General features: G+C 75.7%; 11 protein-coding genes. 7 read left to right on the top strand and 4 right to left on the bottom strand.

Features of this window, described 5'->3' with window-relative positions; genetic code table 11:
• The first annotated feature begins 183 nt into the window (after window positions 1-183).
• From ACFZBB_RS06795 to ACFZBB_RS06780, 4 genes are all read left to right on the top strand, one after another.
• On the top strand, window positions 184-1611 hold the full coding sequence (locus ACFZBB_RS06795) for a HEAT repeat domain-containing protein (protein ID WP_391118569.1): 1428 nt from the start codon (window positions 184-186) through the stop codon (window positions 1609-1611).
• A gap of 191 nt (window positions 1612-1802) precedes the next feature.
• Window positions 1803-2924: a glycosyltransferase gene (locus ACFZBB_RS06790; RefSeq protein ID WP_391118567.1), complete on the top strand. Its 1122-nt coding sequence runs from the start codon at window positions 1803-1805 to the stop codon at window positions 2922-2924.
• Window positions 2921-4336: a glycosyltransferase gene (locus tag ACFZBB_RS06785; RefSeq protein ID WP_391118565.1), complete on the top strand. Its 1416-nt coding sequence runs from the start codon at window positions 2921-2923 to the stop codon at window positions 4334-4336. Before ACFZBB_RS06790 ends, ACFZBB_RS06785 begins: the two co-directional genes overlap by 4 nt.
• Window positions 4333-5322, top strand: coding sequence for a GDSL-type esterase/lipase family protein (locus ACFZBB_RS06780; protein WP_391118563.1), 990 nt, complete (start codon window positions 4333-4335; stop codon window positions 5320-5322). The genes ACFZBB_RS06785 and ACFZBB_RS06780 overlap by 4 nt, the downstream gene beginning before the upstream one ends.
• Here the strand turns inward: ACFZBB_RS06780 and ACFZBB_RS06775 are convergent.
• From ACFZBB_RS06775 to ACFZBB_RS06765, 3 genes are read right to left on the bottom strand one after another with little or no spacing between them, the layout of a single operon-like run.
• Window positions 5223-6155, bottom strand: coding sequence for a 5-oxoprolinase/urea amidolyase family protein (locus ACFZBB_RS06775; protein WP_391118561.1), 933 nt, complete (start codon window positions 6153-6155; stop codon window positions 5223-5225). The two genes, ACFZBB_RS06780 and ACFZBB_RS06775, sit on opposite strands and share 100 nt — an antisense overlap.
• Window positions 6152-6763, bottom strand: coding sequence for a carboxyltransferase domain-containing protein (locus ACFZBB_RS06770; protein ID WP_391050097.1), 612 nt, complete (start codon window positions 6761-6763; stop codon window positions 6152-6154). Before ACFZBB_RS06770 ends, ACFZBB_RS06775 begins: the two co-directional genes overlap by 4 nt.
• Before the next feature lie 35 nt (window positions 6764-6798).
• The gene (locus ACFZBB_RS06765; protein WP_391118559.1) at window positions 6799-7632 is read right to left on the bottom strand and encodes a 5-oxoprolinase subunit PxpA; all 834 of its coding nucleotides are present in this window, start codon (window positions 7630-7632) and stop codon (window positions 6799-6801) included.
• Window positions 7633-7839: 207 nt separating this feature from the next.
• Between ACFZBB_RS06765 and ACFZBB_RS06760 the strand changes: the two genes are divergently transcribed.
• From ACFZBB_RS06760 to ACFZBB_RS06750, 3 genes are all read left to right on the top strand, one after another.
• Window positions 7840-9351 carry a hypothetical protein gene (locus ACFZBB_RS06760; RefSeq protein WP_391118557.1) on the top strand — a complete coding sequence of 504 codons (1512 nt, stop codon included), beginning with the start codon at window positions 7840-7842 and terminating at the stop codon, window positions 9349-9351.
• 109 nt (window positions 9352-9460) lie between these two features.
• Window positions 9461-10375 carry a hypothetical protein gene (locus ACFZBB_RS06755; RefSeq protein ID WP_391118555.1) on the top strand — a complete coding sequence of 305 codons (915 nt, stop codon included), beginning with the start codon at window positions 9461-9463 and terminating at the stop codon, window positions 10373-10375.
• A gap of 109 nt (window positions 10376-10484) precedes the next feature.
• The gene (locus tag ACFZBB_RS06750) at window positions 10485-15437 is read left to right on the top strand and encodes a hypothetical protein (RefSeq protein WP_391118553.1); all 4953 of its coding nucleotides are present in this window, start codon (window positions 10485-10487) and stop codon (window positions 15435-15437) included.
• 120 nt (window positions 15438-15557) lie between these two features.
• On the opposite strand, the gene ACFZBB_RS06745 is transcribed toward ACFZBB_RS06750, so the two are convergent.
• Window positions 15558-15965, bottom strand: a complete 408-nt coding sequence (locus ACFZBB_RS06745; protein ID WP_391050091.1) for a hypothetical protein — start codon at window positions 15963-15965, stop codon at window positions 15558-15560.

Raw genomic sequence — 15965 nt, 5'->3', positions numbered from 1 at the left:
TCGAGACCCGCCCGCCGCCCGGAAGCGACACGGCACACCCCGAGTCGGTAGGCTTCCGCCGCCCGTCCCCACGGAATCCCCCGTTCCCGTCAGGCATGAAACCGACGACGGCCGGTAAGGATGCCGGGCACCGGTAGCGGAAATCCCGTTGCCATGGAACCCCCCGCACCGGATGCTGACCTCATGTTCGACCCAGACATAGCGCCCAGTGGATCCCTTCTCGGCCTCCTCCAGCGAGGACGCGGAGACGGGCCCCTGCATGCCCTGGCGGCGCCGCGGACGGAAGCCCTCGCCGCTTTGGAGCAGTGCGTGCTGCGCGATCCCCGGCTCGACTGGCGGGTCGAGTCGCGCTCCTTGTATTACGCGCGCCTCTACTCGGACCTGGAGAGCCCGCTCGACGGGATCGAACACCACCTCTTCCACCCGGACGACCTGGTCGCCCCCGACGAGCACCGCTGCGGCCTCGCCCTGTCCGTCCTCGGACACCTCGCCGGATACGGCCGCCGCGACGCGCTGCACCTGCTGCGGCGGTACGCGGCCACCGGCGGCTGCTGGGAATGGGCGCTCGACGAGCTGGCGGTCCGCGACGACGAGGCGGGACTGCGCGCGCTGGGCCCCGCCGTCGTCGCCCGCTTCCCGCACACCCCCGAAGGCGACGCGGAACTGGCCCGCGCCGTCCGCGAGGCCTACGAACCCCGCCCGTGGCAGCTCTGGGCCGAGGACGCCTCGCAACCGGCCACCGCGACCCGCGTGGCCAAGGCCGCGGAACAGGTCTCGTTCGACCGCTGGCAGCGTCAGATGCGCTCCGCGGGCCCGACCCCCGGCTGGAGCGTCACCGCCGTCCTCGAATGGGCGCAGCAGGGACTGACCCGCCACCCCCAGGTCGAACGCGACCAGCCCGCCGCCCGCTGCCTGGCCGCCGTCGCGGGCCCCGAGGACCACGCGGAACTGCTGGAAGCGGCCTTGCACGGCCCCTCCGCCGCCCGCGCCGCCGCGCTGCGCCACCTCACCGATCGCTGCGACCCCCGGCGCCTGGACCTGATCGAGACGGCCGCGGTCTCCACCGACGACCTCGTCGTACGCGCCGCCCTCGAATCCCTGGAACGGCTCAGGGACGACGAGGCGATGGCCCGCGCCCGCGTCTGGGCCGCCCGCACCGACCCGCTCGGCTCCGCCGCCGCCCGGCTGCTCGCCCGCCACGGCGGACCGCAGGACGCCGAGCACGTGCTGGGCGCGCTGCGCAGGACCGTACAGACCGGCGGCGCGGACGCCGAAGGGCTCGACGCGCTCGTCGAGGGAGTCGGCCGGCTCTCCGCCTGCCTGGCCGCACCCGTCCTGCGGCACATCTACCGGGAGACGTCGTCCTCCCAGCTCCGCGGCACCGCCGCCGTCGCGCTCGCCGTCACCGACCCCGGTTTCGCCGCCGGTTTCGCCGTCGAGTGCCTGTGGGACTGTGAGGAGAGCACCCGCGAGCTGGCCGCGCACCGCGCGACGTCCGGTGACGTGAGGGTCCTGGCGCAGCTGCGCAGACTGGCCGCCGACCCCGCGGAAGAGGCCGAAGTACAGACCGCCGTCCGCGGCCGGCTCAGTTCCGGCGGTACGTCCAGGTAGGCGGCCGACCCGCGGGGGGACCACGGAGAACCCGGCGCGGGTCCCAGGGCGTGTCCGGCGGATCACGAACGGCCCCTTCGGTACCTGGACCGCCCATGATCCGCCGGGCAGGCCCTAACGCTCATGGGGCGTTCCACTTCGGGAAAGATCCACGTGGCCCTGACAACGCTCAATGCGGCGACAACCACGGTATGCGTGTCGCCATCGTCACAGAGTCCTTCCCACCCGACGTCAACGGAGTGGCCCACTGCGCCCTGCGCACGGCCGAACACCTCGCCCGGCGCGGCCACGAACCGCTCGTGGTCGCGCCCGCGGGCCCGCACGACCAGGACCCCGGTCCCGACCCCTGTCCCGTCATCCGCGTCCCCTCCCTCCCGCTGCCCGGCTACCCGCAGGTGCGGGTCGCGCTGCCGGGCCGCCGTACCGCCGCCGCCATCGCCGCGCACCGGACGGAGCTGGTCCATCTGGCCAGTCCCTTCGTGCTCGGCGCGCGCGGCCTGGCCGCCGCCACTCGGTTGCGCATCCCCGCCGTCGCCGTCTACCAGACCGACCTCGCCGGATACGCCAGGACGTATCTGAACGCGGGCGAGTCCGCCGCCTGGCGCCGGATCCGCGCGGTGCACTCCGCCGCGGCCCGCACCCTGGCCCCCTCCTCCGCGTCCGTCAGCGCGCTGGCGGAACAGGGCGTGCCGCGCGTCCACTTGTGGCCGCGCGGCGTCGACTCCGACCGCTTCCACCCCGCGCGCCGCGACGGGGCGCTGCGCCGCGAACTGGCCCCGAACGGTGAGCTGATCGTCGGATACGTCGGCAGGCTCGCGCCGGAGAAGCACGTCGAACTGCTCGCCGGGCTCTGCGAACTGCCCGGTGTGCGCGTGGTCGTCGTCGGCGACGGCCCCAGCGCGCCGAGCCTGCGCACCGCCCTGCCGGGCGCGGTCTTCATGGGCCGCAGGACCGGCACCGAACTCGCCCGCATCCACGCCTCCTTCGACGTCTTCTGCCACACAGGGCCGTTCGAGACCTTCTGCCAGACCGTGCAGGAGGCGATGGCCAGTGGAGTCCCCGTCGTCGCCCCGGCGGCCGGCGGCCCCCTCGACCTCGTCCAGCACGGTCGCACCGGCCTGCTGGTGCCGCCGCTCGACCCGGCGGCCGTCCGCTCGGCCGTCCAGTTCCTGCTCGGCGACGACGGGCTGCGCGAGCGCTACGGGAGCGCGGCTCGCACAGCGGTCGCCGACCGTACGTGGGAGGCCGTCGGCGACCAACTCCTCGGCCACTACCACCAGGTGCTCGGCGAGCGCGAGGCGGCAGCGGCATGAACACCGACATGAGCAGCGGCGTCAACGGCGACGGCATGAGCGGCGCGGGCGACCGTACGACCACCGGTACGCGAACGGCCGGTATGGCGAGCGGCGCGCGAACCGGCGCCGCCACAGGCTTCGGCACCGACCCCACCGACGGCAGGGACCACGTCATGTACGGCCAGGACGACCTCACGTCACCCGGTGGCGGTGCCCGCACCGCCCCGCACCCCCTCGACCGCGACCCCGAGTCCGCCCTGCGCATCGTGCGGCTCGCCAACTTCGTCACGCCCGTCTCCGGCGGCCTGCGCACCGCGCTGCGCCACCTCGGCGAGGGCTACGCGGCGGCGGGCCACGAACCCGTCCTGATCGTCCCCGGCGCCACCGCCTCCGACGAACTCACCCCGCAGGGGCGGGTGATCACCCTGCCGGGCCCTGAGATCCCCGGCACCGGCGGCTACCGCGTACTGGCCCGCCGCGCCCCCGTGGAGGCCGTGCTCGCCTCGCTCGCCCCCGACCGGATCGAGGTCTCCGACCGCACCACCTTGCGCTGGACGGGGGAGTGGGCCAGGCGGCACCGCGTCCCCTCCCTGATGGTGTCCCACGAGAGCGCCGACGGCGTGCTCGGCACCTGGGGCCTGCCCTCGGGACCCGCCCGCCGCGCCGCCGACGCCCTCAACCGCCGTACCGCGCTGGCCTACACGCGCGTGGTGTGCACCACGGCCTGGGCCGCCGCCGAATTCGAGCGGATCGGCGCCCGCAATGTCGTACGCGCCCCGCTCGGCGTCGACCTCGAAGGCTGCCACCCCAGTGCCCGGGACCCGCGGCTGCGCGAGAGGCACGGGCACGGCGCCGCCGTCCTGCTGGTGCTCTGCTCGCGGCTCTCGCCCGAGAAGCGGCCGGGCATGGCACTGGAGACCCTGGCCCACCTGCGCGGCTCCGGCGTCGACGCGGCGCTGGTGGTCGCGGGCGAGGGACCCCTGCGGCCCCGGCTCACCGCCCAGGCCAGGGCCGCCCGGCTGCCGGTCACCTTCCTCGGCCACGTGCCGCGGCGCGCCGACCTCGCCGCGCTGCTCGCCACCGCCGACGTGGCGCTGGCACCGGGACCCGTCGAGACCTTCGGCCTGGCCGCCCTCGAAGCCCTCGCGTGCGGCACCCCCGTGGTGGCCAGCTCCCGCTCCGCGCTGCCCACCCTCATCGGCCCGGCGGGCGGCTGCGCCGACACTCCCGCCGAGTACGCCGCCGCCGTACAGCGCGTCCTGGCCGCGCCCGAGGAGGGGCGCCGCGCCATGGCCCGCACCCGCGCCGAGCTGTACACCTGGCCCGCCGCCGTCAACGCCTTCCTCACCGCGCACCGGGCCGCCGTCGGCGCTGCCGCACCGTCCGCGCGCCGCCGGGCCGCACCGGAGTCCGACGGGGTCAGGCCGTGACCGGCGCCGTGCGCTTCGCCGTACTCGGCGACTCGCTCAGCGAAGGCGTCGGCGACCCGCTGCCCGACGGCGGATGGCGCGGCTGGGCGGCGCTGCTCGCCGACGGGCTCGCGCCGACCCCGTACGACACCCGGACGCTCAACCTCGCCCGGAGTGGGGCCCGTTCGGGCGATGTGGCGGGTCCGCAGCTCGAAGCGGCGCTGCGGCACCGGCCGGACCTCGCGTCCGTGCTGGTCGGCGGGAACGACACGCTGCGCGGCGGCTTCGACATCCAGGTGGTCGCCGCCGAACTGCACGTCGTGATGGGCGCGCTGCGCGCCGAGGGCTGCGACGTGCTCACCGCGTGCCTGCCGGACCCCGGAACCGTGCTCGGGCTGCCGTGGCCGCTGGCCCGGCCGCTGGGCCGCAGGATGCGCGCGCTCAACGACACCGTGCACGCCCTGTCCGCGTACCACGGCGCGCACCACCTCCACGCCGCGGAGCGCCACTGGGCGACCATGCCCGGAGCGCTGAGCGCCGACCGGCTGCACCCCAGCGAGACCGGGCACCGGCTGCTCGCCCGCGACTTCCACGCCCTGCTCACCGCCGCGGGCCTCGCCCAGGGGCCCGCGCCCCGCCCCGAGCCGGACGGCGCGCCGCCCGGCCGACGGGCCGCCGCGTGGTGGATGGCCACCCGCGGCACTCGGTGGATCGCCGACCGCTGCACCGACCTGCTGCCCGACCTGCTCCGGCTGGCGGGCACCGAACTGCGCCACCACCGGCAGGGCGGCACAGCGGTGTTGGAGGAGGACACGCGGCGCGCCACGGTCGCGGCGCTCGCCGCGCTCAAGGTCCCGCCGGGCCCGGCGGCGCGGCCGTATACCCCGCCGCGCTCACCGGCGCCGGGTCAGCGCGTGCTGAGCGGCACGAAGCGGACCGGCGTCCCCGGCGGTGACTGGGCGGCGGCCGGCAGCGAACCCTCGGGGACCACGCCGATGACCGGATAGCCGCCGGTGGTCGGATGGTCGGCGAGAAAGACCACAGGACAGCCGTCCGGAGGCACCTGCACAGCGCCGAGCACCATGCCCTCACTGGGCAGTTCACCGCCGCGGGCCCGGCGCAGCGCCGGGCCCCGCGTGCGCAGCCCGATCCGGTTGGACGCGGGTGAGACGGTGTAACCGCCGCCGAACAACGTACGGAAGGAGTCCGGCGCGAACCAGTCGTCACGCGGCCCGCGCGCCAACGGAAGGATCAACTCGGCTCCGGGACCGGGCAATGCCAGCACGTCGCCCTCGCCGAAGAGGCCGACGAAGTCTCCACCAGAGCTCACGCCGGAACCCCTGATGACGTCCCCGCGACGGCCGCCGACGGGCAGCACGTCACCCCTCGCGAGCGGCGCGGGACCGAGCCCCGACAGCAGATCCGTCGACCTGCTGCCCAGCACCGGCCGTACGGCCACACCGCCGGACACCGCCAGATAGCTGCGCAGCCCCGGCTCCGCCCGCCCCACGTCGAGCACCGCCCCGCCCGGCACCCGTACCGGCGCGCCCCACGCCGCGGGACGTCCGTCCACCCGTACCGCGCACGGCGCGCCCGTCACCGCCACCAGCACCGCGTGCGAGGCCCGTAGCGCGCAGCCGTCGACCGTCGTCTCCAGACCGGCGGCCTCCGCCGGATTGCCGACCAGCCGGTTCGCTGCCCGGAGCGCCGGACCGTCCAGCGCGCCGGACCGCGGCACCCCCAGATGCGCGTGGCCCGGTCGCCCGAGGTCCTGCACGGTGGTGAGTGCCCCCGCTCGTACGACGGCCAACTCGGCCTGCCCTGCCGCCGTGTCCCTCACCCCCGCACCTCCGTGAACCGCACCTCGGTGCCGGGGCTCAGCAGCGCCGCGGGCTCCCGCTCGGGGTCCCAGAGCACGGCGTCCGTCGTGCCGACCAGTTGCCAACCGCCGGGCGAGGAGCGCGGATACACCCCCGCGTACGGTCCGGCCAGCGCGAAGGAGCCGGGCGGTACGGCGGTACGGGGCTCGGCCCGGCGCGGTACGCGCAGGTGCTCGGGCAGTCCGGTCAGATAGCCGAAGCCGGGCGCGAAGCCGCAGAAGGCCACACGGAAGGGCGTCGAGGTGACAGTCCCTGCCACCTCCTCGGGGGAGACCTGCCACAGCCCGGCCACCTCCGCGAGGTCGGGCCCGTCGAAGCGCACCGCGATCTCCACGGCGGCGCCCCGCCCCCGCGGTACCGCGGGCACGTCCCACGCGGCCACCTCGGCGGCGAAGGCCCGCGGATCGGCGAGCCCGCACACCAGCACGGTACGGGCGGCGGGCACGATCTCCGTCACCCCGGCCAGCTCCCCGGCCGCCCGCCTGCGCAGCAACTCGGCGTGCAGCGCCTCCGTCTCCTCACCGGTCGCGGACTCCACCAGTACGGCGTCCGCCCCTGCGCGCAGCACCCGCGGCCCCGCGCCCGCCCCGGAACCCGCCCGGCTCACGCGAAGGCCGCGATCCGCAGACCCGACGCCTCCAGCGACTCCCGGACACGGGCCGCCAGCCGGGCCGCGCCCGGTGTGTCGCCGTGCACGCACAAGGACCGCGCCGCGACCGGCACCGTCTCGCCGGTGATCGCCGTCACCCGCCCGTCGCGGGCGATGCCCACCGAGCGGGCCACCACCTCGTCCTCCGACTCCAGCACCGCGCCCGGCTCGCGGCGCGGGACCAGCGTGCCGCCCGAGGTGTAGGCGCGGTCGGCGAACGCCTCGTGGACCGTGGGCAGCCCTTCGCGGGCCGCCGCGAGCAGCAACTGCGAGCCGGGCAGGCCGAGTACGGGCCGTTCCCCCGCGAGCCGTACGCCCGCGACGACGGCCACCGCCTGCTCGGCGTCGTGCACCGCCCGGTTGTAGAGGGCGCCGTGGGGCTTGACGTACGCCACCGTGGTGCCCGCCGCGCGGGCGAAGACCTCCAACGCGCCGATCTGATAGGCGACTTCGGCGGCCAGTTCCTCCGGAGGCACGTCCATCGAGCGCCGGCCGAAACCGGCGAGGTCGCGGTAGGAGACCTGCGCGCCGATCCGTACGCCCCGCTCCGCCGCCAGTTCGCACACCCGCCACATCGTCGACGGGTCGCCCGCGTGGAAGCCGCACGCGACATTCGCGCTGGTGACGACGGACAGCAGCGCCTCGTCGTCGGTCAGCCGCCAGCGGCCGAAGCCCTCGCCGAGGTCGGCGTTGAGATCGATGACCGCGCCCGGGTCGGCGTCGGGAGCCGTGCCGGGAGGTGTCCGAGGAGCCGTGCCGGGTGCCGCCCCGGTGACCGCGTCCGCCATGATGATCAGCCCGTCCTCGTATCCTCGTATCCGCCTACGAACGGCGCCGAAGGTGCTCCGCGCGCCGCCCGCGAGTCTTCCGTGCCCGTGCCGTACCTGTCGCGGGACCGATCATGGCACTCCCGCGGGCCGACGCGCCGGGTGCCCGCCCCGTGGCGATCCGTGCCGTTTCGTTCGTTGTCGGTGCCACCGCCTAATGTGTGGGGCGTGACCACCACGATCCCGTACTCGCTGCCGGGCGCCGCCCGGCCCGCCCCGGGCCCGGCCGCCGACGAGGGCCTGGCCCGCAGGCTCAAGGCGCTCGCCTGCACGGCGCCGCTGCACGACCTCGACACCCGCAAGGCCAACCTCGCGGGCGAGTACTCGGTGTACGCGATGGCGGAGATCGCGCTGGCCGCGATCGACCTGGTCACGCTCAACATGGACTTCGACACCGGCGCGGACCACGACCAGATAGTGGCCAGACTGCTGCCCCGCGTCGCCGCGCAGGCCCCCGTCCGCGGCCAGGCCGAGCACGAGCGCGTCGCCCGCTGGGTGCTGGAGAATCTGATCAACGTCGGCAGCGCCGACCGCGGATTCCGCGCCGTCTACGGCACGTTCGGCGCCGACGGCGGATATGTGCGGCGGGACTACGACTTCAAGCTGATCGAAGAGGTGCCGGGCCCCGGCGGCAGCGTCTACCTGCGCACCACCGACGAGGCGGTCAACGTCCTGGTCGGCGCGCTCGACACCGACGTCACCAGCGCGCAGATCGCCGCCGAGGTCAAACTGGAGGTGCTGATCAGCCGCGGCAGGCTCGCCGACGCCCAACTCGCCGCGGAACAGGCCAGGTACCGCACCGTGCAGTACGCGGAGACGCTGCGCCGCACCCTGGAGGCCACCCGGCGCAACGTCCGGGCGGTCGACTGGCTGCGGACCGTTCCCGACATGATCGCCGAGGCCCTCGACCACGTCGCCGACCGCTACCGGCACGAGAACGCGATCCTCACCAACATCCGCAAGGCGCGCGACGAGGCGGAGGAGCCGGAGCACAAGCGCCGCGCCGCCGAACTGGTCGACATCGTCAAGGACTGCATCCGGCGGCACACCCAGCTCCAGTCCAGGCTGCTGGAGGCCGGACCGCTGTTCCGCGCCGAGCAGGACCGGCAGGCGTTCGCCGCGCCCCCCGCGCGCGCCGGACTCGACCTGTACGGGCAGCTCGTCGCGCCCCTGCTGCCGATCCCGGTCGAGCGGGCGTCGCGGGTCACCGACGCGTTCTTCGCCCGCGGCGCGGGCCTGCGCACCCCGTCCGCCGTACGCGTCACCGACCTGGTCGAACTGCTGCTCACCCCGCCGCTGGAGCGGGAGCACCTGGGCGCGGAGATGCCGGAGCCCGACCTGGTCGCCACCCCGGACGACAGCCGGTTCAGCGAGGAACAGCTCGAATCCGCGCTCGATCTGCTCGACCTGCCCCACGACGCGCCGCGCCGTCTGTCAGGGCTCCTCGCCGACGCCCGCCGCCGCGACCCCGAACTGCCCTATCTGCTGGCCCTGCTGGCGATCCACGCCGCCTCCCCGCCGGTCGGCACCGCCTACCGCCAGGGCGAACAGCGCCTGCTCTTCGCGGTGGACGACGGCACGCCGCTGGACGACCACGAATTCGGCGGCGCCGACCTCATCGTCGGCACCGCGCGGCTGGACGCGGCGGCGATGACGGCCGCGCGCGCGGAGCCCGTATGAGGCCCGGCACGGCGCCCGCCCGCCGTTTCCGACCCGGCGGCGCGCGACCACGTACGGCGGACGCGACGGTGCCGACCGGCGTCATCGCCTGGACCGAGGAGAGCGAGAAGTGAGCGAGTACCGGGAGACGGCGGCGGACACGCCCGAGACCGCGGCGTACGAGGCCGGGAGCACCGGACCGGCGCGCACCGGGGGAGTGACGCCCGGCGACGCGGCCGACGCCGCCCGCCTCGTGGGCTTCGGGCTCCAGCCCAAGCTGCTGCCCGCCCGCGACGCGGAGTACGCGGAACTGATCCGCCGCCACCGTGAGGACCCCGCCTTCGCGCGCCTGGCCGACGCGGTCGCGGCCGGACTCGGCCTGATCGTGCTGGAGGTCTCGCCCCGCGCCGGAATGGCCCTGGCGGCGGGCGAGGACTCGGTGTTCGCCGTCCGGATGGGCGACTACGCCCGCCGCGCCGCGTCCGACGCCGGCGACCGCTTCCTGCACGGCCTGGCCCACCTCGCCGCGGCGGCGCTCGCCTTCCCGCGCCCCGAAGACCTCGCCGACGACGGCTACATCGGCCGGATCACCGTCAACGGCATCGACGCCTTCATCCGCCAGGCCTGCCGCCGCCTGGAGGAACAGGCCGACGAGACCGGTGAGAACACCGACCCGGCCAGCGACGCACCGGGACTGGAAGCCGCCTGGCGGGTCTACACCCGGCGCAGCGCGACCGGCGCCACCAAGGACGCCCGCAGGCTGGCCAGTTCCACCACCGGCATCATCGGCAAGGCCGTCGCCTTCCTCGTCGACTCCGGCTTCCTCCAGCGCACCGGGGACGAGTCGGGCGGCACCTACCGCACCACCGCCCGCTACCAGTTGCAGGTCCGCGACATGGCGGGCAGCGCCGCCATGGCCGAACTGCTCGACCTCGGCATCGTCCCGGTCGGCGACGGCAGCGCCAGCCTCGTCCCTGCCGCCGCCGACGACAGCGGCCTCGACCTGGCCGCGGACGCGGGTCTGCCGTTCCACGCCCACACCTGACCGGGGCCCGACTCCCACTCGCTCCCGGCCCCACCTGCCCCGGCCCCCCACTCGCCCCCGGCCCCGAGTCCACTTCCGACCTGAACCACGAGCCACGAGAGTCCGCCGCATGTACGAGCTTTCCCGACTCCGCCTCTACTCCATCGGGCCCGCGGGCGCGCGCTACGCCGACACCGTCCTGGACCTGCGGGGCGTCGGCGAGCCGGTGCCGCAACCCGCCCCCGCGCAGGGCGAGTTCTTCGCCGACGAGCCCGCAGGACCGCCGCGCCGCCCGGCGCCCGCGGGCGTGCTCTTCCTGGAGAACGGCGGCGGCAAGTCGGTCCTGCTCAAGCTGATCTTCTCGGTCATGCTGCCCGGCCACCGCAACACCCTGGGCGGCGCAAGCTCCGGCGTCCTGCGGAAATTCCTGCTGGCCGAGGACTGCGGCCACGTCGCCCTGGAGTGGCAGCACACCGTCACCGGCGAGTTGGTCGTGGTCGGAAAGGTCAGCGAGTGGCGGGGCCGCCAGGTCTCCACCGACCCGCGGAAATTCGCCGAGGCGTGGTATTCGTTCCGGCCGGGACCCGGCCTCAGCCTGGACTCGCTGCCGGTCGCCGAGGCCGCCAGCGTACGGCCGCCGGTCGAGGGCATGTCCGGCGCGCGCGGCAGGCGCCGCACCATGAAGGGTTTCCGGGACGCGGTCACCGAGGCGGGCAAGGCGTACCCGCACCTGGAAGTGGTGTGGGAGGAGATCCACGACCGGTGGAACGAACACCTCGGCGACCTCGGCCTCGACCCCGAACTCTTCCGCTACCAGCGGGAGATGAACGCCGATGAGGGCGAGGCCGCGGGCCTGTTCGCCGTCAAGAAGGACTCCGACTTCACCGACCTCCTGCTGCGCGCCGTCACCGACACCCGTGACACAGACGGCCTCGCCGACCTCGTGCACGGCTTCGCCAACAAGCTCGGCCGCCGCGCGGAACTCACCGCGGAACGCGACTTCACCGCGGGCTCGCTCGATCTGCTGGAGCGGATCGTCGAGGCCGCCGCCACTCGCGACCAGGCCCGCGGCGTCCACGCCCAGTCCGAGCGCCGCACCCGCGCCCTGGCCCGTCGCCTGTCCGCCCGCGCCCAGCAGGAGCGCGGCAGGACCGCCGAACTGGCCGAGCACATGGCGCGCGCCGCGCACAGCGTCACCGACGCCGACCAGGCCCGCGGCGGCAGCGCCCTGATCGCCGCCGAACTGGCCTACCGGCACGCCTCGTTGGCGCTGGCCGCGGCGGACAAGAGCGCCGCGGGACTCCGCCGCGAGCTGGGCGACGCCCGTACGCTGCACGCCGCCTGGCAGGCGGCCGAGACCGTACTGCGGCAGCGCGCCGCGGGCGACCGGCTGACCCGCGTCACCGCCGCGATCCGCGAGGCCGAACGCGACGCGGCCCCGGCGCTGGCCGCCCGCACCCGCGCCGCCGCCGATCTCGTACGCGCCCTGCACGCCGCCGCCGGACGCGCCGAGCAGCAGGCCGACGCCGAGGAGGAGCGGTCCGCCGCGCTCCAGGCGGAGGCCGAGGCCGCGCACCGCGACGCGACCGCCGCCGCCACCGAGGCGCAGCGCGCCCGCAGCGAGAGCGGACACCTCGGACAGCGGCTCGCCGAGGTCGAGCAGGAGACCGCGGAGGCGGTCAGCGCGGGCTGGCTCGACGACACCGCACCCGACGCCGACCCGGCCCGCGCGGCCCTCGCCGCCTCCGACGCGGAACAGACCGCGGCGGCCCTGGCCCGTTCCGCCACCGACGCCGCCCACAGCGCCGCCGCCCGCGCCCGCGAGGCCGCCTCCGCCGAGGCCCGCGCCGAACTGGCCGCCGCCCGCGCCGCCGACGCCCTCACCGCAGCGGAAGCCGCCAGAACCGCCGCGACCGTGGCGGCCACCGCGCTCGCCGCCGACCCGCGCCTCGCCGCCCTCCTGAGCGTGCCGGGCCCGCGCGACGGCACGGATTCCGCAGCGGGCCCGGACGTCGGACACCCGGTCGGCGCCCGCGCCGGCAGAACCTCCGACGCCTCGGCCGGTGACAGCGCGACCGGGCCGTACGGCGGTACGGGCCGTGACGCCCGGGACGGCTCGGCAGGACGGCACGGCGGTACGGGCTCCGGCGCCGCGGATACGGCCGCGGGTCGCACCGGCCAGGGCTCGGGAGCCTCCGAGCGGGACGGCGCCGGCGCGTCGCCCCTGCGCCCCTCCGCCGCGCGGCCGTCCGCAGACGGTCCCCTCACCGCCGCGGAGCTCGACGGCTTCGCCGAGCCGCTGCGGGAACTGCTGGACAGCGCCGTCGCCTCCGCCGAGCGCAAACTCTTCGAGCTGCGGACCGCGGCGGCCGACGACGCGCGCATCCTCGCCGCGCTCGGCGACGGCGGCCTGCTGCCGCCCGGCCCCGACGTCCTGGCGACCGTCGAATTCCTGGGGGAGCACGGCATTCCGGCGCTGCCCGGCTGGCGCTACCTCGCACAGGCCGTGGACCCGGTGGACCACGCGGTCGTGCTGGCCTCCCGCCCCGAGTTGGTCGACGGCGTCGTGGTCACGGAACCCGGCTCGTACCAGCGGGCCAGGGACGTGCTGGCGCAGGCCGCCCTGCTGCCGCGCTCGACGGTCGCGGTCGGCACCGCGGCGGCGCTGCTCGCGCCGCCGCCAGCGACGGCGGCGGGCAGCGCGGACCAGGACGTGTTCCTGGTCCCGCCGAACCCGGCGATGCACGACGAACTGGCCGCCGACGGCGAACGCCAGGAGCTGCGGGCCCGCGCCACCGCCCGCGAGGAGGACATCAGGACGCTCGCGGCCCGGCTCGCGCACGACCGGACGCTGTCGGCCCGCCTCGCCTCGTGGCGCGCCTCCTGCCCGCCGGACCGCCTCGCCGAGCTGGAGGCGGAGGTCACCGCCGCGCGGCAGAGCGCGGAGCAGGCCCGCGCGGAGCTGGCCGCGCTGCGCACCGAACGCGCGGAGGCCGAGGCCGCCGCCGCCGAGAGCGCGCGGGACAACGACGCCCGCCGCGCCGCCGCCGAGCAGGCCCGGCGCCGCGCCGACGCGCTCGCCGGTCTCGCCCACCGGCTCCGCGAGCGCGCCAACTGGCAGCGCAGGGCACGGGAGTTGGCCGCCGACGCGGCCGAGGCGGAGACCCGCGCCGAGGCCTGCCTGGCGCAGGCCCGCGCCGCGGACGAGGACCGCCGCGCCGCCCAGCGCGCCTCCGACGACGCCCGCCGCACCGCCCGCGTCCTGCGCGCCGAGCGGTCCGAGATCGCCGGAGCCCCCGACGAGAGCGCGCAGGAAAGGCAAGCAGCGCCCGGGGCCACGGAGTCGCTGCCCGCGCTCCGCGAGGCGTACCACTCGGCCTCCCAGGTGTACGAGAAGGTCGGTGTCGGCGCGGACCTGCGCGCCGAGCAGGCCCGCGCGGAGAGCACCGAGAACGCGGCCCTGGTCGAACTGGACCGGCTCACCAACAAGGTCCGCAGCCGCGCCGCCCAGTTGCTCGAAGGCCCGGACGGCGCCGACGGCCCCTCCCGGCAGGCCGCGGCGGCCCGCGCGGAACAGCTCGTACAGACCCTGGAGTCGCGCGCCTCCACCGCCAGCGAGCAGTTGGGACGGCTGCGCGGCGAGGCGGAACGGCTCGCGCCCGCGGACGGCGACCGGCACACCGACCTGCCCGACGGACTGCTGCCGCGCGACGCCGAGCACGCGCAGGAGCTGCTGCGCGCCGCCAACGCCGAACTGGCCTCCCGCACCGACGCGTTGGAGCAGGCGAGGGCCGCCCACGCCGACATGGTCCACGCCCACCGCGCCGCCGAGGACGCGGCAGGCGGCTTCGACGAGATCGCCGCGATGCTGCGCGACCTGCTGCGGGACAACGCGCCGGGACAGCAGGACGAGGACGAGCCGGAGCCGTACCCCGGCAGTACCGAGGAGGCCCGGCAGGCCGCGGCGGAGGCCCGGCGCGGTCTGCGCGGCTGCGCGGCCGACCTGTCCACCGCGGAGACCCAGCTCCGCGAAGCCTCCGACGTCCTGGTCCGGCACGCCAACGCGGTGCGCTACGAGCAGGTCAGGACGCCCGCGCGGCAGCAGATCAGGGAACTGCCCGCCGCCGCGCTGCCCGAACACGCCGCCGCCTGGGCGACCGCCTTCGCCCCGCGGCTGCGCGTGCTGACCGACGAGCTGACCCAGCTGGAGCGCAACCGCGACAGCATCGTGGACCGGCTGCGCGGCCTGGTCGAGTCCTCGCTCGCCACCCTGCGCTCGGCGCAGCGCCTGTCACGGCTGCCGGAAGGGCTCGGCGAATGGTCGGGCCAGGAATTCCTGCGGATCCGCTTCGAGGACCCGGACCAGTCGGTCCTCACCGAACGCCTCGGCGAGGTCATCGACGAGGCCACCAGAGCCGCCGTACGCAAGAATTCCGACCTGCGGCGGGACGGGATGTCCCTGCTGCTGCGCGGCGTCGGGTCCGCGCTCGAACCGCGCGGCATCGCCGTGGAGATCCTCAAACCGGACGCGGTGCTGCGCGCCGAGCGGGTGCCGGTCGGACAGATGGGCGACGTGTTCTCCGGCGGGCAGCTCCTCACCGCCGCCATCGCCCTCTACTGCACGATGGCCGCGCTGCGCAGCAACGACCGGGGCCGGGACAAGCAGCGGCACGCGGGCACCTTGTTCCTCGACAATCCCATCGGTCGCGCCAACGCCACCTATCTCCTGGAATTGCAGCGCGCGGTGGCCGACGCCTTGGGCGTACAGCTCATTTACACCACGGGACTGTTCGACACCACGGCACTCGCCGAATTCCCGCTGGTGGTCAGGCTCCGCAATGACGCGGATCTGCGGGCGGGCCTGAAATACATCAGCGTCGAGGAGCACCTGCGGCCGGGACTTCCGGTCCCCGACCCGCAGGGCGAGCAGGTGCACGGCGAGATCACCGCCACCCGGATGTACCGACGGCCGCCCGAGCCGAAGCGGGACGGCGAAGACGGGGAATCGGACGTGCCCGTTTCCGGGCCCGCGCGCGCCGCGGTGCCCGAACCGGGCAGGGAACTCCAGCCGGACAGAGGCTAGTCCGGCCCGCCGCCGGCGGTGGCCGCCGCTGATACTGGCCGCCGCCGGTACGGACCGCGATCAGCTCCCGGACCGCCGCCGGACCACCAGGTACCGACGGCAAACCGCGGGCGGCCGGAGTCAGACCCCGAGGTGCCAGGGCAGATGGCGCGGTATGTGCACCCGCCGCGTCGGCCGGCCGCGCGCGGCGGACCGCGCCGCACGGTGCCTCCTGCGCCGCTCCCTGCGCAGGGCACGGGCCGCGCTGCTCGGGCTGGAGAGCACCCCGTTGCGCTGGTTCCACACCTGTCGCGTCACCCACACGTCCAACACCGCCCACGTGGCGACGACGCTGGTGAAGACGGCGGAGATCAGCGCGGGCGCCGACAGCCAGGAGTGTCCGGCGGCCAGCAGTACGGCCATCACCGCGAGGATCAGCGCGACGGCCACGATCAGCACCGCCCGCACCGCCGCCGCTCGTACCGGATCGGGCATTCGGGGAGTGCCGACCGGGTCCTCGGTCCACACCCGCCCTTGTTCGAAGTCCAT

Origin of the sequence: Streptomyces sp. NPDC008139 (genome assembly GCF_042957025.1) — a bacterium.
Classification (GTDB): domain Bacteria; phylum Actinomycetota; class Actinomycetes; order Streptomycetales; family Streptomycetaceae; genus Actinacidiphila.
This window is presented reverse-complemented; position numbering and strand designations above follow the sequence as displayed.

What these genes read in the sequence shown, in the direction of transcription:
- ACFZBB_RS06795 (WP_391118569.1), top strand. Translation starts at nt 184, where the DNA reads ATGTTCGACCCAGACATAGCGCCCAGTGGATCCCTTCTCGGCCTCCTC.
- ACFZBB_RS06790 (WP_391118567.1), top strand. Translation starts at nt 1,803, where the DNA reads ATGCGTGTCGCCATCGTCACAGAGTCCTTCCCACCCGACGTCAACGGA.
- ACFZBB_RS06785 (WP_391118565.1), top strand. Translation starts at nt 2,921, where the DNA reads ATGAACACCGACATGAGCAGCGGCGTCAACGGCGACGGCATGAGCGGC.
- ACFZBB_RS06765 (WP_391118559.1), bottom strand. Translation starts at nt 7,632, where the DNA reads ATGGCGGACGCGGTCACCGGGGCGGCACCCGGCACGGCTCCTCGGACA.
- ACFZBB_RS06750 (WP_391118553.1), top strand. Translation starts at nt 10,485, where the DNA reads ATGTACGAGCTTTCCCGACTCCGCCTCTACTCCATCGGGCCCGCGGGC.
- ACFZBB_RS06745 (WP_391050091.1), bottom strand. Translation starts at nt 15,965, where the DNA reads ATGGACTTCGAACAAGGGCGGGTGTGGACCGAGGACCCGGTCGGCACT.